General features: G+C 61.1%; 20 protein-coding genes and 1 pseudogene. 11 read left to right on the forward strand and 10 right to left on the reverse strand.

Annotated features, from left to right (window positions below; all coding sequences use genetic code 11):
• Positions 1 to 362 precede the first annotated feature (362 nt).
• From CUV01_RS13030 to CUV01_RS20315, 9 genes are all read left to right on the forward strand, one after another.
• Positions 363 to 1,325, forward strand: a complete 963-nt coding sequence (locus CUV01_RS13030; protein ID WP_101460858.1) for a helix-turn-helix domain-containing protein — start codon at positions 363 to 365, stop codon at positions 1,323 to 1,325.
• Positions 1,326 to 1,412: 87 nt separating this feature from the next.
• Positions 1,413 to 3,440 carry a hydantoinase/oxoprolinase family protein gene (locus tag CUV01_RS13035; RefSeq protein WP_101460859.1) on the forward strand — a complete coding sequence of 676 codons (2,028 nt, stop codon included), beginning with the start codon at positions 1,413 to 1,415 and terminating at the stop codon, positions 3,438 to 3,440.
• Between the two features lie 13 nt (positions 3,441 to 3,453).
• Positions 3,454 to 5,400, forward strand: a complete 1,947-nt coding sequence (locus CUV01_RS13040) for a hydantoinase B/oxoprolinase family protein (protein WP_232962228.1) — start codon at positions 3,454 to 3,456, stop codon at positions 5,398 to 5,400.
• Positions 5,401 to 5,481: 81 nt separating this feature from the next.
• Positions 5,482 to 6,210 (forward strand): ABC transporter ATP-binding protein, encoded by a 729-nt coding sequence (locus tag CUV01_RS13045; RefSeq protein ID WP_101462079.1) that lies wholly within the window; start codon positions 5,482 to 5,484, stop codon positions 6,208 to 6,210.
• Entirely contained in the window at positions 6,210 to 6,944 is a 735-nt protein-coding gene (locus CUV01_RS13050; RefSeq protein ID WP_101460861.1) for an ABC transporter ATP-binding protein, read from the forward strand. The genes CUV01_RS13045 and CUV01_RS13050 overlap by 1 nt, the downstream gene beginning before the upstream one ends.
• The gene (locus tag CUV01_RS13055; protein WP_101460862.1) at positions 6,941 to 7,855 is read left to right on the forward strand and encodes a branched-chain amino acid ABC transporter permease; all 915 of its coding nucleotides are present in this window, start codon (positions 6,941 to 6,943) and stop codon (positions 7,853 to 7,855) included. Before CUV01_RS13050 ends, CUV01_RS13055 begins: the two co-directional genes overlap by 4 nt.
• Before the next feature lie 57 nt (positions 7,856 to 7,912).
• Complete coding sequence (locus tag CUV01_RS13060; protein ID WP_232962230.1) at positions 7,913 to 8,887, forward strand: branched-chain amino acid ABC transporter permease; 975 nt, start codon at positions 7,913 to 7,915, stop codon at positions 8,885 to 8,887.
• 41 nt (positions 8,888 to 8,928) lie between these two features.
• On the forward strand, positions 8,929 to 10,098 hold the full coding sequence (locus tag CUV01_RS13065; RefSeq protein WP_101460864.1) for an ABC transporter substrate-binding protein: 1,170 nt from the start codon (positions 8,929 to 8,931) through the stop codon (positions 10,096 to 10,098).
• Between the two features lie 507 nt (positions 10,099 to 10,605).
• Positions 10,606 to 10,737 carry a hypothetical protein gene (locus CUV01_RS20315; RefSeq protein WP_338418351.1) on the forward strand — a complete coding sequence of 44 codons (132 nt, stop codon included), beginning with the start codon at positions 10,606 to 10,608 and terminating at the stop codon, positions 10,735 to 10,737.
• 394 nt (positions 10,738 to 11,131) lie between these two features.
• Here the strand turns inward: CUV01_RS20315 and CUV01_RS13080 are convergent.
• The 3 genes and pseudogenes from CUV01_RS13080 to CUV01_RS13095 form a co-directional block, all read right to left on the reverse strand.
• A pseudogene (locus CUV01_RS13080) lies at positions 11,132 to 11,794 on the reverse strand (hypothetical protein).
• Between the two features lie 388 nt (positions 11,795 to 12,182).
• Complete coding sequence (locus CUV01_RS13090; RefSeq protein ID WP_101460865.1) at positions 12,183 to 13,895, reverse strand: AMP-binding protein; 1,713 nt, start codon at positions 13,893 to 13,895, stop codon at positions 12,183 to 12,185.
• A 48-nt stretch (positions 13,896 to 13,943) separates the two neighbouring features.
• Positions 13,944 to 14,591 carry a cytochrome b/b6 domain-containing protein gene (locus CUV01_RS13095; protein ID WP_101460866.1) on the reverse strand — a complete coding sequence of 216 codons (648 nt, stop codon included), beginning with the start codon at positions 14,589 to 14,591 and terminating at the stop codon, positions 13,944 to 13,946.
• Between the two features lie 191 nt (positions 14,592 to 14,782).
• Between CUV01_RS13095 and qhpR the strand changes: the two genes are divergently transcribed.
• Positions 14,783 to 15,790 carry an AraC-like transcriptional regulator QhpR gene (gene qhpR, locus CUV01_RS13100; protein ID WP_101460867.1) on the forward strand — a complete coding sequence of 336 codons (1,008 nt, stop codon included), beginning with the start codon at positions 14,783 to 14,785 and terminating at the stop codon, positions 15,788 to 15,790.
• Here the strand turns inward: qhpR and CUV01_RS13105 are convergent.
• Genes CUV01_RS13105 through peaA form a run of 6 tightly spaced genes read right to left on the reverse strand, consistent with a single transcriptional unit; the run spans position 15,694 to position 22,483 of the window.
• Positions 15,694 to 17,412 (reverse strand): ABC transporter ATP-binding protein, encoded by a 1,719-nt coding sequence (locus CUV01_RS13105; RefSeq protein ID WP_101460868.1) that lies wholly within the window; start codon positions 17,410 to 17,412, stop codon positions 15,694 to 15,696. The two genes, qhpR and CUV01_RS13105, sit on opposite strands and share 97 nt — an antisense overlap.
• Complete coding sequence (gene qhpE / locus CUV01_RS13110; protein ID WP_101460869.1) at positions 17,409 to 18,071, reverse strand: subtilisin-like serine protease QhpE; 663 nt, start codon at positions 18,069 to 18,071, stop codon at positions 17,409 to 17,411. Before qhpE ends, CUV01_RS13105 begins: the two co-directional genes overlap by 4 nt.
• Position 18,072: 1 nt before the next feature.
• A complete protein-coding gene (gene peaD, locus CUV01_RS13115; protein WP_198731819.1) occupies positions 18,073 to 19,158 on the reverse strand; it encodes a quinohemoprotein amine dehydrogenase subunit beta in 1,086 nt (361 codons plus the stop codon).
• A 2-nt stretch (positions 19,159 to 19,160) separates the two neighbouring features.
• Positions 19,161 to 19,487 carry a quinohemoprotein amine dehydrogenase subunit gamma gene (qhpC, locus tag CUV01_RS13120; RefSeq protein ID WP_101460870.1) on the reverse strand — a complete coding sequence of 109 codons (327 nt, stop codon included), beginning with the start codon at positions 19,485 to 19,487 and terminating at the stop codon, positions 19,161 to 19,163.
• Positions 19,487 to 20,917 (reverse strand): quinohemoprotein amine dehydrogenase maturation protein, encoded by a 1,431-nt coding sequence (gene peaB / locus CUV01_RS13125; protein ID WP_101460871.1) that lies wholly within the window; start codon positions 20,915 to 20,917, stop codon positions 19,487 to 19,489. The genes qhpC and peaB overlap by 1 nt, the downstream gene beginning before the upstream one ends.
• 9 nt (positions 20,918 to 20,926) lie before the next feature.
• Positions 20,927 to 22,483 (reverse strand): quinohemoprotein amine dehydrogenase subunit alpha, encoded by a 1,557-nt coding sequence (peaA, locus tag CUV01_RS13130; RefSeq protein ID WP_101460872.1) that lies wholly within the window; start codon positions 22,481 to 22,483, stop codon positions 20,927 to 20,929.
• Positions 22,484 to 22,648: 165 nt separating this feature from the next.
• Between peaA and qhpG the strand changes: the two genes are divergently transcribed.
• Positions 22,649 to 23,863, forward strand: coding sequence for a flavin-dependent monooxygenase QhpG (gene qhpG / locus CUV01_RS13135; protein WP_157994861.1), 1,215 nt, complete (start codon positions 22,649 to 22,651; stop codon positions 23,861 to 23,863).
• Between the two features lie 319 nt (positions 23,864 to 24,182).
• On the opposite strand, the gene CUV01_RS13140 is transcribed toward qhpG, so the two are convergent.
• On the reverse strand, positions 24,183 to 24,596 hold the full coding sequence (locus tag CUV01_RS13140; RefSeq protein ID WP_101460874.1) for a GFA family protein: 414 nt from the start codon (positions 24,594 to 24,596) through the stop codon (positions 24,183 to 24,185).
• Positions 24,597 to 24,655 lie beyond the last annotated feature (59 nt).

Raw genomic sequence — 24,655 nt, forward strand, 5'->3', positions numbered from 1 at the left:
TGCGTGAGCACGCGTCCGGCCGGGCTTTCCGGGAGCAGAAAAGTGTATCTACGCTCATGATTCTCGGCGGTTTCGTATAAGACTTGGCACAATCGCGTGCTCTACATGGCCGCGCGAGTATCGTTCTGAAACGTCTCACACGGATAGCAACGAGAACAAACGGAAAGAATATGACGTTAGGGCACTATTTTTAGTTGTTCACTCGAAAGCTGTTTCCCAGCCCGCCCCCGCCGCTTCTGTCCGAGCGGGTGTGTGCACAAGATTTTGTGCGTTTTTTTCCAAAGTGACACGCGAGGACCATGATAACGTCGCCGAAACACAAATCCTGTTTGGGGGGACCAGTTCGTGGGAGAGGGTACGGCATGACGTCTGATGCAAAAGCTAAAAAAGCGCTGATGACTGCTGCGCAATGGCAGGCTTCTGTGTCCGACACTTTCTTTCCTCTTGAGACGCTGATGTCTGACGAAGAGTCCTTTGCGGGTGACCTGGCGACATGGAGTCTTGGCGCCATCGGTCTGTCACAAATGCGGTGCGACGGGATTCTGTACAAACGGCACAAGCGCCATTTTCTCAATGAAGTTGACAGCAGCCTGCTGATCACCATCCCGCGTATGACCAAGGTTGGCTTTAGTCAGAACGCGCGGCAGGCAACGTGCTCACCCGGACAGTTTCTGGTCGAGCGAGGTGATTTGCCCTATGAGTTCTGGCACAAAGACAAAAATGAGCTGCTGGTTCTGAAGGTCTCGTCCGAAAATGTGCGCGCGCGCATCGGCTCCACTGACCGGCTGGGGGCGCTCAGTTTTGACGGCACCGAAGGTGTTGCGAATTTCTTCCTCGATGTGGTGCAGACAACAGCGCAGCACGTGGATTTTCTGGACGAAGCGGCGCGCGTCGCTGCTGGGGCGCATATCCTTGACTTGCTATGTCTTGCCATCCGCAACGACGATCGCGTCCTCGACAGCAACAAGTCGTCCATTCGGGCGGCCCACCTGCATCGCGCCGAACAATTCATCCGCAACAATCTGGGCGAGGAGGACCTGTGTTCCAGTCTGGTTGCGGAAGCTTGCAACCTATCGCAGCGCTATTTGCAGCAGCTGTTTTCGGATGCAGACAAAACGGTTTCCGGGTTCATTCGTGAAAAGCGGCTGATCAGGGCGCGCGAAGATCTGAGCGTCGGAAGCTCCACCACGATTGCCGAAATTGCCCACCGCTGGGGCTTTTCGGATCAATCTCAATTCAACAAGGCATACCGCGCCCGTTTTGGCTGCACGCCAACGGACACCCGCAAGGCCGGGCAGCAGAAACAAGGGACTGCACGGCCCTAAATACCTGAACAGTATCGAGAAACCTGAATTGGCGCAGCACGAGCTGGCGCCAGCCCGTTGCCCTATTGTCTTTTGAAGGATGACAGAATGAAAAACACCAGAGTAGCTGTCGATGTCGGCGGAACCTTTACGGACGTCTGCATCATGGATGAAACCACCGGCGCCATTCGCATCGAGAAAACATCGTCAACGCCCGATGATCCGATGCAGGCCATTCTCAATGGGATAGAGCAAGGCGGCATTGATCTGAGCACGGTGTCCATGTTCTCACACGGCACCACCGTGGCGACGAATGCCCTGATCACGCGCAATCTGGCGCGGACGGCCATGATCTGCACCGAGGGGTTCCGCGATGTCGTCGAGATCCGCCGCGCGAACAAGGAAGACCTGTGGGACACATATAAAGATGTGGCCAAGCCCTATATCCCGCGCCGCGACCGGCTTGTAGTCAAGGAATGTGTCGATGCGGACGGCACCGTTCTGGAGCCGTTGGACGAAGAAGGCGCATTGAGCGTCGCCCATATCCTGAAGAAGCGCAACGTGGCGTCCGTAGCGATTTGCTTCATGAACTCCTACACGAACGGCGCCAACGAAGAGCGGATGCGCGAAATTCTCCTGAGCGTGATGCCGGATATTCCCGTGTCGGTCTCCTCCCAGGTTCTGCCGGAGATTTTCGAGCATGAGCGGTTCTCCACCACGATGGCCAACGCCGCCGTGTCGCCGTCGGTTGTGGATTATGTCGAGCGGCTTGAGGGCAAGCTCTCGGACGGTGGCTATGAACGCGATCTGCTTTTGCTGCACACCGGCGGCGGCGTGATGACCCCGGCAAGCGTCAAGGATTTCGCGGCGCGTCTGGCGGGTTCGGGCATTGCTGCGGGCGCTATTGCCAGCCGCTTCATCGGCAACCTTTGTGGATTTGAGAATTCCATCGGGTTTGACATGGGCGGCACCAGCACGGATGTTTCGCTGGTCTATGAAGGCAAGTCGCGGGTCACCAAGGACTGGTATATCGAGTACGGCTACCCGATCCGGTTCCCCTCCATCGAAGTGTTGACCATCGGCGCGGGCGGGGGGTCGCTGGCCTGGAAAGACGAGGGCGGTTCGCTGCGCAACGGCCCGCAGTCCGCAGGCGCTTTCCCGGGGCCTGCCTGCTACAAGAACGGCAACAAGGTCGCGACGAACACCGACGCAAACGTTGTTCTGGGCCGTCTGGGCACGTCCCTTGCAGGTGGGAAAATAACGCTTGATCCCGATTTGGCGGAAACCGCAGTCAGGGAGTCCGTTGCGGAACCTTTCGGCATGGAGTTGCACGAAGCTGCGGAAGCGGTTGTCGCCGTCGCCAATGCGAACATGGCGAACGCTGTGCGCCTCTTGTCGATCAGCCGTGGATACGATCCGCGCGACTTTGCCCTGGTGGCCTTTGGTGGCGCGGGTGCCTTGCACGGCGCTGCAATCGCAAGGGAGCTGTCTATTCCAACAGTCATCGTCCCCCCAAATCCGGGCGTCACATCTGCTTTGGGCTGCCTGCTTGTGGATATCCAGCATGACTTCTCCGAAAGTTTCATGGCTGCTGCCGCCACAACCAAGCCTGCGGATATCGAGGCTGCTTTCAGTCGCCTTGAGGCCCTTGCCGCCGAACGTTTAAGTCACGAGGGCGTCGTGCCCAAAGACATCCTTATGCAGCGCACGGTCGAGATGATGTATCAAGGACAGTGGCGATCCCTCGCGGTGGCGGCACCTTCAGAAGTGACCGACATTGATGTGCTGATCGACGGGTTCCACAGCGAACACGAACGCGAGTTCAACTATCGTCGCGATGATGCGCCTGTGTCTATTTTCCGCGTCGGTCTTGCCGCCACGGGGATGGTGCCAAAGGCCGAGCTGCAAACCCACAAGATAGAAAAGAACACCCCCACAACAGACGCCATGCGAGACGTTTGGTTCGGTGGCAAGGCCTTCCCTGCGATGGTTTTTGAACGCGACAACCTGAGCGCCGGCGCGACCTTCGAAGGTCCGGCAATTGTCGAGCAGTTCGATTCAACCATCGTGATCCCGCCGAACACGACCGCCGAGGTCGACACTTACAAGAACATCCTCATCCGCGTTCAGGAGTAAAGATATGACTGATATGAAAACGCTTGATCCTGTCACGTTCGAAGTTCTCAAGAACTCGTTTATCACGTCCGTGGATCAGATGGCGGAGCAAATGCTGCGCACATGCTACTCCTTTGTGATTTACAACCGTGACTTTTCCAACGCGTTGCATGACGCCGAGGGCAACTCGGTCGCACAGGGCAATGCGGATATCGCGGTGCACGTCGGGACGCTGCACTTCACCTGCAAGGATGTCATTCGCGTCTTCAAGGGCGATATGTATCCGGGCGACGTCTATGCGATCAACGACCCCTACGCAGGGGGCACCCACTTCAGCGATGTGCGCCTGGTGCGTCCGATCTTTGACGAAGACGAGCTTATCGGTTTTTCACAGTCCAACGGTCACTGGTCCGATCTGGGGGGCTCTGTCCCGGGATCATTCGACGTAACGGCCAAAGACATGTTCCGCGAAGCAGTGCGCATCACACCCGTGCGCCTGTTCCGGGCCGGGGACTTTTGCTCGGATGTCGCGAATCTGATTGCAAACAACACGCGAGACCCTGCCTCGATCATCGGTGACATCCATTCGCAGGCACAGGCGACACTGGTGGCCGAGCGTGAGATCCTGCGCCTGGTCCGCAAGTATGGCCGCGAACAGGTGATGCAGGGCATGAATGAGGTCCAGGACTACGTTGAGCGCGCCGTGCGTCAACGTATTGCGGCCCTGCCGGACGGCACGTGGGAATCCGTGGATTACATCGACCGCGACCCGTCCGGCGGCGAGGGGATGATCCCGATCCATATCAAGATGACGATCAAGGGCGACCAAATCCACTACGATTTCGAAGGAAGCCATCCGACGATCGGGTCGATGTACAATTCGGCGCCGGGGGCCACGTTCTCGGCCGTTGTTGCGGGAATGAAGACCTTTTTCCCCGACTTGCCTCTGAACAGTGGTTTCTACCGCGTGATTTCCATCGACGCCCCGGAAAACTCGGTAGTAAGCGCACAATGGCCGGTGGCTGTCACAGGCTTCCTGATGCCCTTCGAGAAAATCATGAACTCCGTGTTCGAGATGTGGTCGGAAATCATACCGGAGCGGGCCATCGCCTGCGCTTTCAATCTGGAATATCTTCTGGCCGGTGGCACGGACAAACGTCGTGATGAAGACGCGACCTTCATGTTCTATGAATGGCTACCCGGTGGTTGGGGCGGTCGTCGGGGCAAGGATGGCAGCGATGTCACCACCGCGTGTTTCGGCACCGGGCTGATGTCGCAGCCCAATGAGGGCAACGAGCGGGTCAACCCGACCCGCACCCTGGAGTTCCAGATCAAGCAGGACAGCGCGGGCCCCGGCAAGTGGCGTGGCGGGACGGGGGTGCAGAAAACCTCGTTGTTGCTGGAAAGCGAAAAGTCGGTGATGTCCTATGTCTGTGATCGTGAACGGGCAGTTGTGTGGGGCGTTGAGGGCGGTCTGCCTTCCATGCCTCATGGCTTGACGATCAAGCGCGCGGGGTCTGACACCTCGGAATGGCTCGGCTCTGTCTTCTCAGACTTCCCGATGTATTCCGGCGATGAGTTTGCGCGCCCGACCGCTGGCGGTGGTGGCTTTGGCGATCCGCTTGAGCGGTCGACCGACAACGTGATGACGGATGTCATTGATGACTACGTGTCGGTGGAAAGGGCGGCACTGGATTATGGTGTCGTGGTCGAGGAGATCGACGCCGATCTTTGCGAATACAAGGTGGATGAGGCCGCGACCGAAAAGTTGCGGGCCCACATCCGGGCCAATCGGGTTGCCTGGGCGCGGATGGATCCCGACAAGGTCGCGCAGATGTATCGCAACGGTGAAATCAATGCGATGGATGCTGTCCGCCGCTATGCGGTGATCCTCGATTGGGAAACTGGCGAGCCTCTTCCGAAGACAATCGAACAGTTCCGCGAGAGCTTCGAGCGCCGCAGCGTGGCCCATTGGTCCTGAAGCGACCCTGCAAAGGCGATGGCCGCCATTGATCGGCGGCCATCAGCGTGGATGGTCACGCACGAACCAAAGGGGAAGAATGTGTCACTTGAACTGAAGTCAATCAGCGTTGCTTTCGGTGGCTTCAAGGCGCTGAACGATGTGACGCTGTCCCTCCGCAAGGCAGAGATCGTCGGATTGATCGGTCCGAACGGTGCTGGAAAAACCACTTGTGTAAACGTGATCACAGGCTTTCAGGAGCCCAGTTCGGGCACTGCCACGCTGGATGACGTGTCGATCAGCGGCAAGGCGCCCTTCGATATCCGGCGTCGCGGGCTTGCGCGGACCTTTCAGGCGGGGCGGTTGTTCACGGGCCTAGATGTTCTGGACAATCTGGCCGTGACCGGCGTTGGCCTTGGCCATTCGCGCAAAGCGTCCGAGGAGGAGGCTCTGCGCCTGCTGACATGGATGGGGGCCGCGCATCTGGCTGAATTGCCAGCTGCCGGCCTGCCTTACACCGATGAGCGGCGCGTCGGGATTGCGCGGGCCCTGATGCTCGCTCCGGACTTTTTGTTGCTGGACGAACCGGCGGCGGGGATGTCCGAGGCTGAGGCCGAAGACCTTGCGCAGATCATCCGGAGGATTGCGGAGGAACTTCAATGCGGTGTCTTGCTGATCGAGCATAACGTCGGACTGGTCCTGTCGCTCTCGAACCATGTCTATGTCCTTGATGCGGGCATGATCATCGAAGAGGGCGACAAGGATGCGATCCTTGGCAGCCGGGCGGTGCGTGAAGCCTATCTTGGCGCCGAACACACGGAGGACGCGTGATGTCGAAGCTGGGTATTTTCGATGTCTCGGTTCGCTACGGCAAGGTGCCGGCGCTGACAGAGGTTTCCTTCACCGTCGAGGAGGGCGAGCGATTGTTCATTTCCGGGTCCAATGGTGCTGGAAAGACGTCGTTGCTCAAGGCGGTCTGCGGTGCGGTTTCAACGACCCATGGGCGTATCGAAGTGGATGGTGACATGCTCACCGGCCAGTCGCCCGAGGCCATCGCCCGTCTGGGGTTGACGATGGTGCCCGAGGGTCGGGAGATATTTGGAACCCTCACGGTTGAGGAAAACCTGCGCGTCGGCACCGGTATCCGCCACGACACCGAGGCCATCGAGACCGACATCGACGAGGTTTACCAGAGTTTCCCAATACTTGGCGAGCGGCGCCATGCCAACGCCGGTGCGTTGTCGGGCGGGCAGCAACAGATGCTGGCGATCGGGCGCGGATTGATGACCAACCCCAAGCTGATGCTGGTGGATGAGCCCTCCCTTGGACTGGCCCCGAACATTGTCGATCAGGTCTATGAGACGCTGGTCAATTTGCAGAATGAACGCGGCCTCACCCTCATCATCGTCGAGCAAAGCTCGTCCCGCGCGGCCCGTGTCGGCGGGCGCATGGTTCTATTGGGCGGCGGTAAGGTGATGGGTGACGGCGATGCGGCAACCTTTGCGGAAAGCGACCTGCTCAAGGAAGCGTATTTCGGGCAGGACAAGTCAAAGGACGCGACATGAATGCAATTCCACAGCTTCTTTTTGACGCGCTCAGTCTTGGCGGCATCTATGCGATGGCGGCTTTGGGGATCGCGCTGATTTTCGGCGTGATGAAACTGGTGAACTTCGCCCATGGCGAATACATTGCCTTTTGCGTTTTTGCATTGATCGTGCCGTCCACGGATGCCGTGGCTGTCATGTTCCTTGGCAAAGCCCCGGCGATCCTGCTGATCCCGATCATGCTTTCGATTGGGGCCATCATCGCCGTCGCGTCTGAGTTCCTTGTATTCCGGCACATGCGCAATGCGACACCGGTCGCGATGATGATCTCATCCTTCGCGCTGGGTTTTGTGATCCAGAATGTCCTCTTGCTGGTCTACAGCAGCCGCCCCAAGGCGATCAGCCTCTGGCCAGAACTGAACCAGCCGATCAGCGTGGCTGGCGCCTCGATCCCGCTTTTGCAGATCATCGTGATTTTCACGGCCTTGCTCGTGGTCGTGTCGCTGGCCTTGCTTCTTAAGCGCACACGGCTCGGGCTGGAGATGCGGGCGGCGGCAGAGAATTTCACCATGGCGCGTCTGTTGGGTGTGCGCGCCAATGTGGTGATTACCGGTGCCTTCGCGCTGTCGGGCGCGCTGGCTGCGGCGGTCGCGCTGATCATGGTGACGCAAACCGGCGTTGCAGACATCCGGATGGGTGGACAGATCATGCTGGTTGCTTTCATCGCCACGGTGATCGGCGGTCTAGGGAGCTTGCCCGGCGCCGTCGCAGCGGGGTTCCTGATCGGTGCCGCTTCGGTGATGCTGCAAGGCTTCCTTCCGCTTGAAGCCCGCCCTTTCCGCGATGCGTTCCTCTACACGCTGGTCATCGTCAGCCTGCTGCTCAGGCCCGATGGGCTGTTTGCGCCCAAATCATCAAAGCCGAGGGTGTAACGCATGGCACACACAAATAAGCAAAAGCGCCTCAGCGCATGGTCCACGCCGTTTCTGTTGATCGCCGTTCTGGTCGTGTTCACGCTTCTTGTCACGTTTCTGGGGGACAATTCCCTTGCGCGCATGGCGGCGCAAACCATGATCCGCGTGACGTTCGTCGTCGGCCTTTGGATCTTCGTCGGAAACTCCGGCATCGTCAGCTTTGGCCATGTGGGGTTCATGGCGATTGGCGCCTATTGCTCGGCGTGGCTGACGCTCAGACCGCAGATGAAAGGCATGTTCCTGCCGGATCTATGGCCCTTCCTGGCAACGGCTGAATGGCCCGTCCTGCCAGCGGCCATCGCATCGGGGTTGCTTGCCTCCATCGTTGCGCTGTTGGCGGGTGCCGCCATCCTGCGGTTGTCGGGCATCGCCGCTTCTATCGCGACCTTCGCCTTTCTCGCCATCGTCTACACCGTCTACTCAAGCTGGGAAGGCGTGACGGGGGCCACGTCGTCGGTCGTCGGACTGGCGCGCTACGCGGATCAATGGGTCACTCTGGGCTGGGCCAGCGTCGCTGTCCTTGCGGCGGCCTGGTATGCGAACTCATCCTCCGGCCTTGCCCTGCGCGCCAGCCGCGAAGACGAGGTCGCAGCCGATGCAAGCGGCATCAACATGTATCGCCACCGTCTGATCTCATTGGTGATATCCGCCTTTTTCGCGGGTGTGGCCGGTGCCTTGTTCGGGCATTCGCTGGGGGTGCTGAACCCCAACAGCTTCTACCTCGGCGTGACATTTATAACCCTTGCGATGCTCGTCGTCGGGGGCATCGGCAGCCTGACCGGCGCTGTCGTTGGTGTGCTTGCGCTGTCGATCATCATCGAAGCGCTGGTACGCATGGAGCACGGGATGGAGATCGGGGAGGTGACATATGCGCTGCCTACGGGCGCCCAGGAAATCATCATCGGTCTCATCATGATCTTCGTGCTCATTCTGCGTCCGGCGGGTTTGAGCGGCGGAAAAGAACTCCGACTGCGGATCGGTGCCCGCTGATCGGGATAAAGTCACATCAACACCACTTTGGGAGGAAACAAATGAAACACTTACTTACAGCAACAATACTTGCGATCAGCCTCGGCGCGCCCGCGATAGCCGATGACATTACGGTCGGGTTTGCGATTGCAAAGTCCGGTTGGGTGGAAGCATACGATTCACCCGCGGTCGCTGCCGCGCGTATTCGGATCGACGAGATCAACGCAGCAGGCGGCCTTCTTGGCAAGCAGATCAAATGGATCGAGGCCGATACCAAGAGCGATCAGGCGCAATCGGCCAGTGCGGGCCTTGAAATGGTCGATGCTGGTGCGGACATGCTGGTTGTTTCCTGTGACTACGATTTTGGCGCTCCCTCAGCACTTGCGGCCGAGAGTGCGGGTCTGAACTCGTTCTTCCTGTGTGCAGAAGACATCAAGGCGGGGATTCAGGGCGTCGGCCCGAACAGCTTCTCCGCGTCGATTCTGGCTGCGGTTCAGGGCGCGACCGTTGCTGAATGGTCCGTGCAGGCCCGTGATGCAAAGACCGGCTACGTGCTTCTTGATACCACCATCGAATACGACAAGGGGATCTGCACCGGCTTTGACTGGATGTTCCCAAAGGCCGGCGGCGAGATCGTGGGCCGCGACACGTTTCTGAACAATGACGCCTCCATCGCCAGCCAGATCACGCGCATCAAGGGGCTGGAAGAGGAGCCCGATGTCATCATGCTTTGTTCCTACATTCCCGGGGCGGCTTCCGCTGTGCGCCAGATTCGCGCCGCGGGGATCAACTCGTTGATCCTGAACGGGTCGGCGGTGGATGGTTCCTATTGGCTGGATGCAGCCCCCGACCTGTCGAACTTCATCGTGCCGGTTCAAGGGTCGGTTTACGGGGATGACACACGGCCTGCGGTCAACGCATTCCGCGATGCATTCGCAGCCGAAACCGGCGCGGCGCCGGCCAGCACCTATGCCTATCCCGGGTATTTGCTGATCGACCTCTGGGCCAAGGCCGTGGAACGGGCGGGCACGGTTGAGGCCTCTGCCGTCACGGCGGAACTCGAAAAGATGGACAATGAGCCGACGATTTTCGGCCCGCGCAGCTTCTCCGATGAGCTTCACCATCAGAACACGGCCGAGATGCAGATTGTCGAAATCACCAACGGGACGCCCGGCGTGATCGACAGCTTCACAATCAGCGAGCCTGTCCCGCTTGATGTGCTTCTGCAATAATCAATAACGCAGGCTGCGCTCCGGCCGGGGTGCAGCCTGCTTTCCCAATAGCGCCATGCAGTTGGCGCAAGAGTGCTTCATTTGAGGAGGTCGTCGATATGTATGATGGCAAGCTGGACGTACTGCGACAAGCACTGTTCTGTTCAAGAACGAAAAAACGCGGGTGACCGAATAGCGGTTTCCGACAAGCGGAGACAACACCGGCTGGCATAAGTGCAGTGCCGTGCGCGGCAGGACCGCAGTAAAGCGCGCAAGGTCAGTGTCTTGTGTGTAGAGGTCTCTTTTTCCACCGAAATGCCGTTGTGAAATGGGGAGTGGCCACCGACGTCGAGCGAGGTAAAGCCCTCTCCCAGCCCGCCAGGACCGGCAAACAGATCGACAATCCCGAACGTGGCTGGCAAATCAGGAACCACTCGAATTCAGATCATTGGCAGTATACTAAGTCAACAAGCCGAAGCTAGGGGGCAATTGCCGGACAGCGTCGACAGTCGGACCCGATCCCGTTTGATGGCGGGGATAGGCGGGAAGGACACGAAGCCCGAACTGGTCCTTCGGCGATCCTTGCATGCGCTGGGCTTCCGATACCGTCTGCACGTCAAGGGTGTGCACGGAAAGCCGGATATTGTGATGCCAAAGTAAAAGGCAGTCATCTTCGTCCATGGCTGCTTCTGGCATCGACATCAGGGCTGCCGATACACGACAACCCCATTGACGCGACCGGACTTTTGGAAGGACAAATTCGACGCGAATGTCGCCCGGGACGAGGCCGTTAGATCGGCGCTGTCGCAGACCGCATGGCGGGTCGCCACGGTTTGGGAATGTACCCTGCGAACCGAGGCAGGTGTGGCTGCAGCAAGAGACGTCGTGGCGGCCTTGCTCCTTGACGGTGGCTCCGAACTTGCGATCGGCGAGGCCGATACCGCGACATCGAAGCGATCGAGGCGCAATGCGGCATCGTCAGGACGGCTCTGAAATCTTGCCGACATTGGTGCGAGCTGGCCAACGTCGTCGGAACGCCGAGGGGTAAATTCTGTCATACGGACTTTCTCCACGGCCGCACCTCGGGCATCGCCGCTGGCATTTCCACCTCCCGTAGCATGCCGCCTGCGATCAGCCCGTCACGGGCCCAGCCCAGCGCCTGCCACCAGTTGTCATAGGCACGGCGCGCGGCCTCGATCTGCTCAGCATGCGGCGGCCAGATGACGGGACAGGCCAGTATCTCGATCGCGCGCCACTTACCGCGGGTCAGTGCGCGTCCGGTTCCGACGATGATGGTGCTGGCGCGCTCGCCATGCTGGTTGCGCTTGGTCTCAACCGGCACGCAGCGCGGGACAGCGCCGGGCATCCAGTCCGGGGTCAGCCCCGCACGCGCCAGCTCCGCCACTCGGATCGCCATGCGCTTGCCGCCAAGGGTGTCCGGGATCCCGGCGATGGTGGCGGCGATCACCTCGGCGTCCGCGTGGGTGCAACCGCCGATCTTGCGCTGGCCCCCGTAAATCTTGCAGCCCAGCGCGGCACGCTGCAGGAGGACCTATTCTAGGCCAAAGCCGAAGCCTTCCTCGGTCACGTACTGGGGCGGCGGCAGCTCCTGCTGAGCCTTCTCGACTCGGAAGGCCCATTCCATCGCCGCCTGGACGCCCAGCGCGCGCTTCATTCCGGTGCCGCCGGTGCGGATAATCTGTCGATGTAGGGTCATCGCACGCCGCGGATTCGGAGGCGCTCTGGAGTGACCAGTCCGCGCGACAGCATGACGTCGCGCATGGTGTTGCTGATCGCGCTGACCGGCAGGTAGCGGCTGGAGTTCACCATCTCGGCGTAGAAGGCGGGCAGGTCGGTGATCGGTTATTCCGGAGGTGCGGCTCCGGCCTTCCGCTTGCGCCGTTTCCGCCCTGCATCCACGACCTTGCGCTGGGCGGCGCGTTGCATGGCGCGGTCCAGCGCCTTGGGGCCGTCGGGGGGCTTGGCGGGAGGCTTAGGCCAACCTCACGCAACACCCCGCCGTTCGCAGGCCAGCGTTGTCCGATCGCGTTGGCGGTCGATGGCTGACGGCGGCGTAACCTGGGCTGGACACGACTTAACCAATATCACGCTGTCGGGGCGGGTTTCAGATCGAGTTCCTCGATCATCGCGTCGCGCATGACGAATTTCTGCGCCTTGCCGGTCACCGTCATCGGCAATTCGGGTTTGAACCGTACGTAGCGCGGGACTTTGTAATGCGCCATCAGAGACTTGGCGAAATCCCTGATTTCAGCCTCATCCGCATCTGCGCCCGGTTTCAGCACGATCCAAGCGCAGACTTCTTCGCCATATTTGACATCGGGTACGCCGAATACCTGCACCAGTTGCACCGAGGGATGGCGGAACAGATATTCCTCAATCTCGCGCGGATAGATATTTTCGCCGCCCCGGATCAGCATGTCCTTGACCCGCCCGACGATGTTGCAGAAACCCTGATCATCCATCGTCGCCAGATCGCCTGTCTGCATCCAGCCGTCATCGTCAATGGCATCGGCGGTCTTTGCGGGCTCGTTCCAATAGCCCTTCATCACCGAATAGCCGCGGGTGCACAGTTCGCCTGTCGCGCCGACCGGAACGGTATTGCCATCATCATCGGTCAGCTTGACCTCAAGGTGAGGGTGAATGCGACCGACTGTGGTCACGCGCTTGTCGATCGGATCATCGGTATGGGATTGGAATGACACCGGCGAGGTTTCGGTCATGCCATAGGCAATCGTGACCTCATCCATATTCATGCGTTCGACCACGCGCTTCATGATCTCGATCGGGCAGGGTGCGCCTGCCATGATGCCGGTGCGCAGAGTTCTTAGATCGTGTTTGGCAAAGTCGTCGGAATCCAGCATGGAGGCAAACATCGTCGGTACGCCGTAAAGCGCGGTGCAGGATTCGTCTGCGACGGATTTCAACACCTGCTCGGGGTCGAACCCCTCACCAGGAAACACCATCGCCGCACCTTTGGAAACCGAGCCAAGCACCCCCATCACCATGCCAAAGCAGTGATATAGCGGCACCGGAATGCACAACCGGTCCTCATGCGTGAAACGCATGGTTTGGGTAACAAAATGGCCGTTATTGACGATGTTGCGATGACTGAGTGTCGCGCCCTTGGGCAGCCCCGTGGTGCCCGAGGTGAACTGGATATTGATCGCATCATCCGGGCGCAGGGCGCTGCTGATCGGTTCAAGACGGGCCGGATCGGCGGGTGTCGCGGCAATTTTTGCAAAGTTCAGAATGCCTGGAATATCGGTGGCGTCCCCCATGCGAATGACAATACGCAGATCGGGCAGGCGTTCAGACATCAGCGCGCCGGGACGACAGCTGTCCAACCCGGGCGCGACTTGCCGGATCATGCCCAGATAGTCCGAGGCCTTGAACCGATCTGCCAGAACCAGACAACGCACGCCCACATGACGCAGCGCGTATTCCAATTCGCCCACGCGATAGGCGGGATTGACGTTGACCAGGATCGCGCCGATCCGGGCTGTGGCGAATTGCGTCAGCACCCATTCGGGCCGGTTGGGTGACCAGATGCCGACCCTGTCGCCCGGACCGATGCCCAGATCCAGCAGACCCGTGGCCAGTCGGTCCACCGCCTGACCGAATTCGGCATAGCTCAGCCGCAAGCCGTGTTCGCGAAAGATCAGCGCATCGCGGTCGCCATACGCAGCGATCGCCGCTTGCAACAACCCGGCGATGGTTTCGTCGCGCAGCGGGCTGTCTGTCGGCCCGGCGACACGGCTTTCGCCGGCGCTGACGGGCGCTTCGTGATACATGCTCATCTCGTCCTCCTCATCTCAATCGACCCCATGGGACCGGATATCACTCAGTTAATTCTTGCCCCAGACCAACGCCGCCAGCACGACCCACAGACCGGCCCCGATGACAGGCGCGATCCGATAGGCAATGGCCGGCATCCGCCATCGGATCGTCCGGCGCGCAGTGGCTCCCTGGGATTGGATCAGCCAGCGCCGACAGGCCAAGGCCACATGGGTAATCGCCAGCCCCGCAAACAGCCACCAACTGGCAATGTGAAGGGCGCGCAGATTGGGGTCGGTCGCGAACCTTTCCGGAACGCCCGGCACGCGATCGCCAAAGGGCCACCAGATCGGGGCGTATCCCCAACCTGGCCCCATTCCATGCAGGATCGGCCCCGTCAGCGGAATGACCAATGCACCCACAAGCAACCCCCAGAATACCGCACGCCCAAGCGGCATTGCCCAACTGATCCGGCCAGTCGCAGCGGCCCTGCGCCGCCATGGCCTCATGCTCAGTGCGAAACCCACGGCAAGATACAGCATCGCCAGTCCGGCGGTCTTGTGCAATCCGTAAACCGTCACGGTCCACGCAGCATCACGCCCCGCCGCATAGGGCAGCGCGTCGCCGTAAAGGCCGATGCCGATGACCAGCACCAGCCCCGGCGCGATTACCCAATGCAGGGTCCGCTCTAACCGGTGACGCAGCTTGCGCTTGTCCATTTACAATGATCCTTGGACCGGAAAACTCGCCGGTGGCAGTTTGCAGTCAGGCCATTTTTGGCCGCCGAGGTGACGAAATTTATCATATGATTTTCAATCAGATATCCAGTATTCGGCCAACGGCGCGACTTACGTAATCGTTGACAGAATCCGCCGTGGGGCCTATTCCCAACGGCGGGAGATGTGACAGCATGGACAGCCCCTGGATTATCTCGGAGCCCCTGGCCGCGGTCGAGGCGATCACCACCGGCGGTGGTGACACCGACTGCCAGTCCAACAGCGTGATGCCGCTGCGCGTCTTTGTTTCCAGTCTTGAACGGTTGGCGGGCAATGCCGCCGATGCGGCGGCGCTGTGGCGCGCGGGCGAGGTCATGGATCTGGCCCATCTGGGTGCGATTGGTTGCGCCATGACTGCCGCGCCGACACTCGGGGCCGCGCTGCGCTGTTTCGTCAACTATTTCGGCACTGTGCAATCGGCTTCTTCGCTGTCGATGGAGCAGGATGGGGACATGGTTGCCCTGCGCTACCGGGTGCTGGACGAAGATATCTGGCCCCGTGCAGCCGACGCCCAACTGACGCTTGGCGTGATTTGCGGAACAGCGCGGCGATTTGCGCCCGATGCAGACCGCGCGCTGATCGCGCAGTTGGAAGTTGCCGAAAGCGCGCCGGCACGGGCCATTACTGCCCATCTCGAGCGGCAAGTTCGCGGGGGCATGGACAATGCGTTGTTCATTCCCGCACGACTGCTGGATCGCACGGTCCGGTTGGTTTCCGATAATCCATCTGCGGCGCATTTTCGTGACGCGGTTCAAACGCTGGATCAGCACCAGCGCAACGTCCGGCTTAAACAGCCCGTCAGTGATCGGGTGATTGACCTGCTGCTGCGGCGGATGGGCCAGGACGGCGCAGATCTGGGCGGCGATCAGGACGCCATCGCCCGCGCAATGGGCATGTCGCGCCGGACCCTGCGCCGCAAGTTGGAGGCCGAGGGGACATCGTTTCACGAACTGAACGAAAGTTGCCGGCGCAATGTCGGGCGTGCTCTGTTGGCGCGCAGTGACCTGCCAATGATCGAGATCGCATTGCGGTTGGGTTACTCTGATCATACCGCGTTCTCGCGTGCCTTCACACGTTGGTTCGGCGTGTCGCCGCGCGAGTTGCGCAAGACCGAGGGATCGGCGCGCAGCAACGCCACCTGATCGAAGGCCATCTCTCGTGCAGGCCCTGCATGGGCAATCACGATGATCGTGCGGTCAGGAAATCGGTCACGGATGACGGTCAGAATGGTGCGTGCTGTCGGGGTGTCGACTTCGGACAGGCATTCATCCAGCACCAGCACCCGGAACGGCAGCAACAGCGCGCGCGCCAGTGCGATCCGCTGACGCTCGCCCCCCGACAGGTTTCGGCCTGCCTCGTCAATGGCGACATCGGTGGTGAGGGACAGTCCGGCCATGGCCAGAACGGCTGTCATCTGATCGTCGCTGGCTTCTGGATCGGCCAGGTGCAAATTGTCGGCGACCGTGCCGCGAAACAGCAAGGCTGCCTGCGGAACCACAGCCACCGCCCGGCGCAGCGACTGGCGGTCAAGTCCGGCCACATCTTCGCCGTCCAGAAAGACCCGCGCGCCGGGCGCGGGCGCGACCAACCCGGCGGCCAGCGCAATCAGCGTCGATTTGCCAATGCCAGATGGGCCATCGATCAGCACTGTCTCGCCTGCATGGATGGTCAGATCGACGGGCAGATGGCGGCTTGCCATTGCGCGGGCCTGCACCAGACGCAATGTGCCGCTACCGGGCGAAGGCGCGCGACCACCGCGTTCATCGGCATCAGGCTCTGCAATGGCGGTCAGCCGCGCCAGTGCCACCTGCGCCTGCGCCTGCGCGTGATAAAGGCCCAGCAGGTTCTGCAATGGCCCCGTCATCATGCCGACATAGCTGAGAAAGGCGATCAACGCGCCGATCTGCCATTGCCCGGAAACCACCAGCCAGCCGCCGCCCAGCAGAATGGCGGTCCGCACCAATGCGCCGGTCAATTGCGGCACGAAGCTGACGAATTCAGACCAGCGGCGCTGGCGCAACAAAAGCATTACCTGTTGAGCTTGCAGCGGAACAAATCCCGTCAGTCGCGAGGGTTGTGCGCCAAGTGTTCGCAGTGTTGGCAACCCCGCAAAGCCCTCGGCCAGATAGGATGAAAGTTCGCCGCGATTGCTGCGCAACTGATCGGCGCGCTCGCGGGTGCGGGGACGCGCCCAGATCAGAAAGCCCAGATTGATCGGGGCTGCCATCAGCGGGATCAACGCCAGCCGCCAATCCAGGACGAACAGCATCACGGTCCCACCGACCAGCCGGAACACCGAGGAAGCGGCGGCCAGGACCGTGTCGAAGGCAAATCTCTGGATCTCGGCCGTATCGCCGTCGATGCGCGCCATTCCCTCACCTACGGTCAGGGCGGGACGGTCGGGGCGACGGTGCAGCGCGGCGTCCAGCATTCTTGAGCGCAGATCAATCAGCATCTGTGCCGAAAATCGCAGATGCAGCAGGCTGTTGACGACCGATCCGCAAAGGATCAGCAGACCGACCGCAAAGGCCATTGCGGCATAGCGCAGAACGGTATGCCAATCCTGCGCGACAAGGCCCTGGTCGATCAACAACTTGGTCAGCCATGGCGGCACCAGGGCAATCAGCGCCGCAGTCAGCGAGGTCGCCAGAACCAGCGCAATGCCCGGCAAGGCACGCGCAAGGACGGGCGTCAGCCAGGACAGAGCCGCAGGACCAAACAGCCCGCGCACCATCAGGGCGGCGATCCGCTCTCGCAGGGTCATCGGGCGGGAACGGCGGCCAGCCGCCGCTCAGGCCCGATATGGCGCGCGTGCTTGGCCAGCCATTGGAACGGATCTGACCCTGCCTCGGCAAAGCCGGCGGCCAGATGGCCGGCCACGCGTGCAGCGGCCAGGCTGGCCCCACCCATGCCTGTTCCGCCATGTTCGGGCGAGGCGCACCACGCGCCGATCACGCCGTCGGGTAGCAGTGACAGATCCGGCCAACCACAGCGCGCGTCGCCGGTCGCGGCGATGACACCGGGATAGGCCGCAGGCCAGCAAGGGCCGCCACGCGAAGGCGATGCCGCCACCAGCGAACAACCCCGGGCCAAAGCCGCCTTGCAGGCTTGTCGCAGCACGCGCCGATCAGAAGCCAGCCCAAGACTGAGAACGATTACCGCGCAGTCTGCCGACAACCAGTCGATGGCCCGCGCAACACGGTCGGCGCTGGTGATCGGGCGGTCGTCAAAAACCTGCGCGTGATGCAGCCTTGCATCCGGCGCGGCGCGGCGAATGATGGCCCCAACAGCCGTGCCGTGCCCCAGACGGTCGGGCATTGCAGGCCCGCAACCTTCGGCAAAAAAGGCCCGCGCATCAGCCATGGTATCAGGCGGCCCGCCGCTGTCGACGATGCCGACCGTCAGCCTGCGCACCACAGCCATGTCACTCTGCCCGTTGGAACACCCGGACCGAGGCCAGCGAGATTGCCGCCCCGTCCGGCATCATGACCTCGCCGGTTCTTTCCAGGGTTTCGGCGTCATATGCGGCCACATCCCCCATTGCGCCGCCCAGATAGACGGTCTTTCCATCCGATGACAGATTGACCGAATAATAGCTGTGGGGCAGGGGCACGCGCTTGATCGGGGCCGAGGCTTCAAGGTCAAAGCTCGACAGGAAGTTATAGGCGCCATAGACGCGGTTCTTGTCGGTCGGGCTGACGGCGGTCGAGAAATAGAAGATATCCGCAACCTCGACCTCTTGCATCTTCAATTCGCCGCTGGTCAGGTCCTGCGTCAGGATGCCGGTGCGGAACGCGGTCGGATCATCTGCTGCCAGATCCAGACGCGCAGCGTAGAACGGCGTCGCGATCACGTCGGCCTGTTCAAATTGCGACCACACATCCAGCACATCGGGTTGGGAATATTTCTCGGTCTGCCAACCGTGGATGGGCTTGTCCTCGATCTGTTTGCCAGTCGCGTCAAAGACATACATGTGGCGGCCCATGCCGTAGATCTTTTGGCCATCACTGGACCATGCAATCAGGGTGATCTGGCGCGGCACCTCGGCGGTGGATTTCAACGCACCTGTTTCCGCGTCGTAAAACGCCAGCCGCGTCGGTTGGACCTGAAATTCATCGGCCAGCATTTTCACCGGGCTTTGATAGACAGCCAGCGTCGTGCCATCGGGCGACAGATCCATGCCAAACATGCCCTTGACCCGTTCGTCGGCGGTGGTCATGTCGATCCTGTTGATCGTCTCGCCTGACATCAGATCGACGATGGCGATGCTTTCCAGCTTGTTCATCAAGACATAGGCGCGCGTGCCATCTGCGTTGACGACCGGCAGTTGCGGCAGCGGGCCTGCATCGGTCAGTGTGATCACCTTGTCGACGGACATGGCGGCGGCATCGACAACGACCAGCTTGTTCGGTCGCACCGGCACCATCAGGAAATCCTTGGCGATGGCGGGCAGCGTCATGCCCATCAGCGCGGCGATGGCGGCGGCGGTTCGTGTCAATTGCAGGGCCATGATCACACCTTGCTTTTCGGGAATACGGATTGCAGTTGCCGCCAGTCCTTGCCCACGTCAGAGGCATCGTCAGACCAGCCGGGATAGGTGTTCATCGTGTCTGCCACCTGCGCCGGCCACCAGCAGGGATCGGCGCAGCCGTAAAGGTCTGCCTCCATCGGCTGGCAGAGGTTGCTGACACCACCAAAGGCGTCGACCTCCCAACCGGGGTCGAAGGATGTTGTGCAGCCGACCATCGAGTTCATGGCGACCACTTCGTCTTCCTTGCCCTCGGCGGCAGCTTCCGTGAACTGGCGCGCCTTGGCATTCGCGGGGGTCAGATGTTTCATCAGGCGGCACTCCTGGGCTGAAGATGGGCGCGAAAAAAGGACGGGTTGGCGCGCATGATGCGGGTATAGGCCTCGATCCCGAAATCGACCCAATCGCGCAGCAGGTCGCAATAGTGATAGACCGGTGCGAAGGGATCGTTCTGGCGCGCATAGCTTTCGTGATAACAACCGCCCGCGCAGATAGAGCGGATGCGGCAGGTCTTGCAGCCAAAGGCACTGCGATCCTGCGCCGTCTCGACAAAGGTGGCCAGTTTCGGAACGTCGATCCCGGTGGTCACATTGCCATAGGTCGGCTGGTTCGATCCGACAAAGCGGTGGCACAGGTGCAGATCGCCGTCCTTGTCGACCGCCAGCAACCCCAGACCAGCGCCGCAGGGCACGGCCTTTTTCATGCCCTTGGCGATATCGGAGAGCAGCTGATGCATGTTTGAGAAACCGATATTCTCGCCCCGGATCGCGGCGTCAACATAGCGCCGGCCTAGGGTTTTCATATCCTCAAAGACGGATTTCAGCATGTCGGGCTGAAGGTTGAACACGGCAATCGGACCCGAGGTCGCGGGGCCAAAGCCGACCTCTGCAAAGCCCAGATCGTTGATCATGTGGTCGTGGATCGCCAGCACGTCGGTCACACCGGCGGTCAGCGTGACCCGCACACCCACGGGGCGAGAGCGATAGCGCGCCAGCAACATCCGGACCTTGCCGGCCACCACGTCATAGGTGCCGCGTCCGCCCACGGTCTTGCGGTTCTTGTCGTGCAGCGCGCGGGGGCCGTCCATGCTGACGGTCAGACCAAAGCGGTGCGCGTCGAACCAGTCGGCAAGGTCTTCGGTCAGAAGTGTGGCATTGGTTGTCAGGGTGAAATCCACCGCCTTGCCCAGTTCTGCCACGCGGGCCTCGGTGTAATCCACGACCTGCCGGATCAGCGGCATGTTCGACAGGGGCTCACCGCCGAAAAACACCACATTCACCTTGTCGCGCGACGCCGCCTGCACCAGCAGAAGATCAATGGCCGCGCGGGCGGTCTCAAAGCTCATCTTTTCGCCCTTTGCGGGCGTGGTCAGGTCTTCCTTGTAGCAATAGGTGCAGGCCAGATTGCAGCCGGTATTCACGTTCAGGATGATCGTCGACAGTGGAATGTCTTCGACTTTCTGTACGGTCAGCGGTTTGCCCGGATCAGCACTGTCGCGCAGGATATCCAGCGAGATCAGGCTTTGCAGGCAGTCGGCCAGCGCGTCAGGCGCAAACTGTTCGCCCAGTTCTGCGCGAAGCATTTCGGCATCGGCGACGCCCACCCGGCGGAACAGTTCATAGACCGAGCGGCTGACCTCATCCATCTCGAACAGGCTGGTTGTCGGTACATGCATCAGCATGGCCAACCCGTCGACATCGACGCGGTGGGCGTTGTGGGGAATTAGTGTCAGGGAACCCATGATATGTCCTCAGCGGATCGGAGTGTCGACAAAGCGCTGAACGGTGGCGTAAAGGTGCCCGCGTCCTTCCAGCGTCGCGTCGCCATCCTTGACCGTCGCGATAACGGCCAGATTTCCGGTATTGTTGGTGCCCATCACCCGTTCTGGATTGGGCCCTGCATCGGCGGGATGGAAGGTGCCGGTTTCGTCGATCTGCCCGGCAAACTCCGCATCCTTCATCGCAGCGGCGGCGGCGTCGAAATCCGTGACCTTCCACTCTGCCTGCAAGGTGCCGATGCGAATATCATCCTCGGTTTCGGGCTTGCCGTCTGGGCCGTTCAGCCAGCCAACCGCATCAAAGATAGCGGGCTGTTTCGGGATCGGCCCCTCATTGCCGCCAATGCGCGAATAGGTCATCGGTGGCTCGACCGTCACCCGGTCCAGCGCGGAATAGACCGCCACGCCGTCTGCCAGACTGGCATCGCCAACGCCCAGGGCGGCGCGGCCTTCGGTTGCATCTGCGGCAGCCGTTACCGTCAGCACGACGGCACCCGCATCACTGCTGACCACCTCGGCGGTCAGTCCTGCCGGCAACACCGGATCGCCACTTAGCCCGACACCAGAGATGCGCATTTCGACCGTTTCACCGGCTTTCACATGATCGGGCGCGACCGAGATGATCTGCGGCGCGGCGTCGGTTCTGACCGCATGAATGCGACCACCCATTGCGCTTTGTTCGGCGTGGAACCAACGGCCATCCATTGAACCGTCATCGCGCAGCGCCATGACCTCGCGCAGTTCAGCGTCACCCGATGTCATCGTCGCGCGCCATTCGCCCGCACCATAGAGATAGGCCTGGCCATTGCGCGTCTCGCTGTCGCCATTTGCGAAATTCAGGGTTTGGCTGGTGGTATAGCCGTCACCCTCGCGGGCAATCGTCAGCGTGCCGTCATAGGTGCCGCGTCCCGGCTGCCGACCTGCAACGCGCCATTCGCCAGACAGATCCGCATCGGATTTCGCCGGATTGTCGCCGTGCACATAGCGTTCGGTCAGTTCCTTCAGCACTTGATCATTGGCAACGGCCCACCAGTCGCGATCACGCGCCAGCGCCTGATACTCAAGCGAAGGAAACTGCCCCAGATGGAAGTTGATCAGCTTTTTCCAATCCTCGGGCGTCCGCCGCTGCAACGCCACGCGAGCATAGGAATGGCAACGCCCGCAGGTCTCGGTCATCAATTGATCGACGCCGGTGTCGCTGGCATTCGGTTCCTGCTCAAGGATATACCGGTAGCCGTCAGTTTCCTCGACCGACAGCCCGCGCGTATCCGACAGATAGCGCACGACCGAGACGAATTCGTCATCGCTGAGCGGCACACCGTAGTTCCGCATCATCCGGACCACGTTCATTTCCCACGCCTCCGGGGTGCGGCGACCATCATCGATGCGGGAATATTTTCCATCATCGCCCTGCACATGGCAGGCGGCGCAGATGTTCGAGACAATCTCTTCGCCAGTGTCGGCAATGGCGGGCGTGGCCAGCGCAAAGGCGGCGGATGTCATGAGGGTCGCAAATATCGTGCGGTGCATCGCTTTGAAAATCCTCTGGCTAGGCGGGTGGCCGCCGGACTGGGTAGCAGTGATTGAACCACCCCGCTGGCCAGCAAAGTTGACATTTCCGGACACAGTCGGTGTGCCGTGAAGATTGGCCGGAAATGTCAAGTTTCGTGCCGGCGGATGCGAAAGCTGGTCCGCATGGCAAAGCCTGGGGATCAAGAATTCGATGTAATCGTGCTGGGCGGTGGCCCCGCCGGGTCAGTCTTTGCATGGCTGGCGGCACGGGATGGGCGGCGGGTTGCGCTGGTCGATCCCTGCCGGGTGGTTCCGCGAACCGAAGGGCTAAGCCCGCGCCTGCGCGATTGGATGCAACGCACCGGGCTTTATGATCCTCAGGCAATCGGCGCGGTTGAGGCGCGGCGGACCAGCGACTGGAACGGGAATGCCACGGCCATCAATTCCGAACTGATCGTCGATCGCGCGGCACTTGATCACCACCTGCGCGACATGGCACGCCGCGCCGGAGCGACGCTGATCCGCGACAGTGGCGCACCCGGCCCCGGTCAGGTCCAACTCGCGGGGCAAAAGGTGATGCACGGGCGCTTCATCATCGACGCTCGCGGCAGACGGGCAGGGCAGGGCACGCGCCGATCACATCGCGGCCCGGCGACGATTGCCATCGGCGCAGGCGTGCAGCTTGAGACGGGACAGGGCGCGGGAACATGGGTGATTCCGCTGGATCAGGGCTGGCTGTGGCTGGCGCGGCGCGATGACGGATCCGGCTGGGTGCAATTGGTGCTGGATGCCGCCGATCCGATGGGCCAATCGCCTGACCAAAGGCTTCGATCGGGGCTCGAGGCAGCCGCCGAGCGACTGCCAGTCATTCACAGCGTCCATCAGGATCTGCTGGTCCGCGACGCAACCCCGGTGCTTGGCGCGCCGTCGGATGATCTGGGCGTGATGGCCATTGGCGACGCGGCCTCGGCCATGGACCCATTGTCGGGGCACGGGTTGTTCTGGGCCGTATCCTCGGCACTGACCGCAACGGCCGTCCGGCGCACATTGGAACAGCGCGAAGATGCGGAAACGGTCGCGATGGCCCGGCGCTTTTTGCGTCAGCGCCACGAGGACGTGTATCCCAGACAGGCCCGCCTTGGCCGGGATTTCATCCGCAGCCAGACCGCGCGCCTGCACCTGCCCTTCTGGCAGCGTCGGGCCGCGTTTCCAGATGATATTCCGATTGCCTCGGATCGCATCACTAGCAGCCTTGCCCGGCGCATCATTGTCGAAAACGGCTTGCTGACCGCAGCAGAGGTTGTGCTGACACCTCACGCGCCTGCCGGCGTGGCATGGGTCGGGACGCAAAAGGCCGCCGACCTTTTTCGTGCGGCGTCGGCGGGGCGGGACCGATAGGCGCGCTACGTCTCGTCTTGCCTGGCGGGTTCCGAGCTTGGCGATGGCTGACGTCCAAGGCTCGAATAACCTCAACAAACCGATCTCAAAGCGGCATGATCGGCCCCGCCTTCATGATGCCTGTCCAGCGACAGTAGGCGGCCTTCACGCGCTTGCATGTTTCAACCGCCATGGCGGTGCCAACGTTGAGGCCGCTTGCGCCGGCCAGCAACGAAGTCACTGGCGCCGGTTTGGCCGAAACTTGCTTTCATCTCTACTCCTCCGTCTGGCAGAGCCAGATCGGTGGCGTCCGACGATCAGCGCGTTGATGCTGAACAGCCTATTGCGGGTTGCGCGGAAAGGTCGGGGCGCCCTCTGGCACAGATACCCATGAAAGCTTTTGTTCGCACCAGATATGGGCAACCGGCGCGAATGGCTCTGGATTGTCCAGCGTGCCGCCCTTGATCATCTCGATCCCCTCATAGGCCGGCCCTTCGGAACGGAAATGCGTGCCGCAATTCGAACAGAAATGGCGATTGAACGGCTGGCCGCTGGCGCCGGTCGTGTCCACATATGTGGCGATGGTGTCGCCGGTGACAGTCACCGAGCCAAACGGCATCCCCAGATTGAAGCTATGCGTGGAGCCAGAGTTCTTGCGGCAATTCTCGCAATAGCAGTTCACCACCATGACGGGGTCGGTGTCGCTGGTGTAGCGAATGCTGCCGCACAGGCAGCCTCCTTCGATCTTGGACATTTCATTTCACCTTTCATTCGGTTTGGGTTTACGGGCTCATTGACCCCCAAGGGCGGCAA

The sequence above is a fragment of the Paracoccus tegillarcae genome, from assembly GCF_002847305.1.
Classification (GTDB): domain Bacteria; phylum Pseudomonadota; class Alphaproteobacteria; order Rhodobacterales; family Rhodobacteraceae; genus Paracoccus; species Paracoccus tegillarcae.

What these genes read in the sequence shown, in the direction of transcription:
- CUV01_RS13030 (WP_101460858.1), top strand. Translation starts at nt 363, where the DNA reads ATGACGTCTGATGCAAAAGCTAAAAAAGCGCTGATGACTGCTGCGCAA.
- CUV01_RS13035 (WP_101460859.1), top strand. Translation starts at nt 1,413, where the DNA reads ATGAAAAACACCAGAGTAGCTGTCGATGTCGGCGGAACCTTTACGGAC.
- CUV01_RS13040 (WP_232962228.1), top strand. Translation starts at nt 3,454, where the DNA reads ATGAAAACGCTTGATCCTGTCACGTTCGAAGTTCTCAAGAACTCGTTT.
- CUV01_RS13050 (WP_101460861.1), top strand. Translation starts at nt 6,210, where the DNA reads ATGTCGAAGCTGGGTATTTTCGATGTCTCGGTTCGCTACGGCAAGGTG.
- CUV01_RS13055 (WP_101460862.1), top strand. Translation starts at nt 6,941, where the DNA reads ATGAATGCAATTCCACAGCTTCTTTTTGACGCGCTCAGTCTTGGCGGC.
- CUV01_RS13065 (WP_101460864.1), top strand. Translation starts at nt 8,929, where the DNA reads ATGAAACACTTACTTACAGCAACAATACTTGCGATCAGCCTCGGCGCG.
- CUV01_RS20315 (WP_338418351.1), top strand. Translation starts at nt 10,606, where the DNA reads ATGGCGGGGATAGGCGGGAAGGACACGAAGCCCGAACTGGTCCTTCGG.
- CUV01_RS13090 (WP_101460865.1), bottom strand. Translation starts at nt 13,895, where the DNA reads ATGAGCATGTATCACGAAGCGCCCGTCAGCGCCGGCGAAAGCCGTGTC.
- CUV01_RS13095 (WP_101460866.1), bottom strand. Translation starts at nt 14,591, where the DNA reads ATGGACAAGCGCAAGCTGCGTCACCGGTTAGAGCGGACCCTGCATTGG.
- qhpR (WP_101460867.1), top strand. Translation starts at nt 14,783, where the DNA reads ATGGACAGCCCCTGGATTATCTCGGAGCCCCTGGCCGCGGTCGAGGCG.
- CUV01_RS13105 (WP_101460868.1), bottom strand. Translation starts at nt 17,412, where the DNA reads ATGACCCTGCGAGAGCGGATCGCCGCCCTGATGGTGCGCGGGCTGTTT.
- qhpE (WP_101460869.1), bottom strand. Translation starts at nt 18,071, where the DNA reads ATGGCTGTGGTGCGCAGGCTGACGGTCGGCATCGTCGACAGCGGCGGG.
- peaD (WP_198731819.1), bottom strand. Translation starts at nt 19,158, where the DNA reads ATGGCCCTGCAATTGACACGAACCGCCGCCGCCATCGCCGCGCTGATG.
- qhpC (WP_101460870.1), bottom strand. Translation starts at nt 19,487, where the DNA reads ATGAAACATCTGACCCCCGCGAATGCCAAGGCGCGCCAGTTCACGGAA.
- peaB (WP_101460871.1), bottom strand. Translation starts at nt 20,917, where the DNA reads ATGGGTTCCCTGACACTAATTCCCCACAACGCCCACCGCGTCGATGTC.
- peaA (WP_101460872.1), bottom strand. Translation starts at nt 22,483, where the DNA reads ATGCACCGCACGATATTTGCGACCCTCATGACATCCGCCGCCTTTGCG.
- qhpG (WP_157994861.1), top strand. Translation starts at nt 22,649, where the DNA reads ATGGCAAAGCCTGGGGATCAAGAATTCGATGTAATCGTGCTGGGCGGT.
- CUV01_RS13140 (WP_101460874.1), bottom strand. Translation starts at nt 24,596, where the DNA reads ATGTCCAAGATCGAAGGAGGCTGCCTGTGCGGCAGCATTCGCTACACC.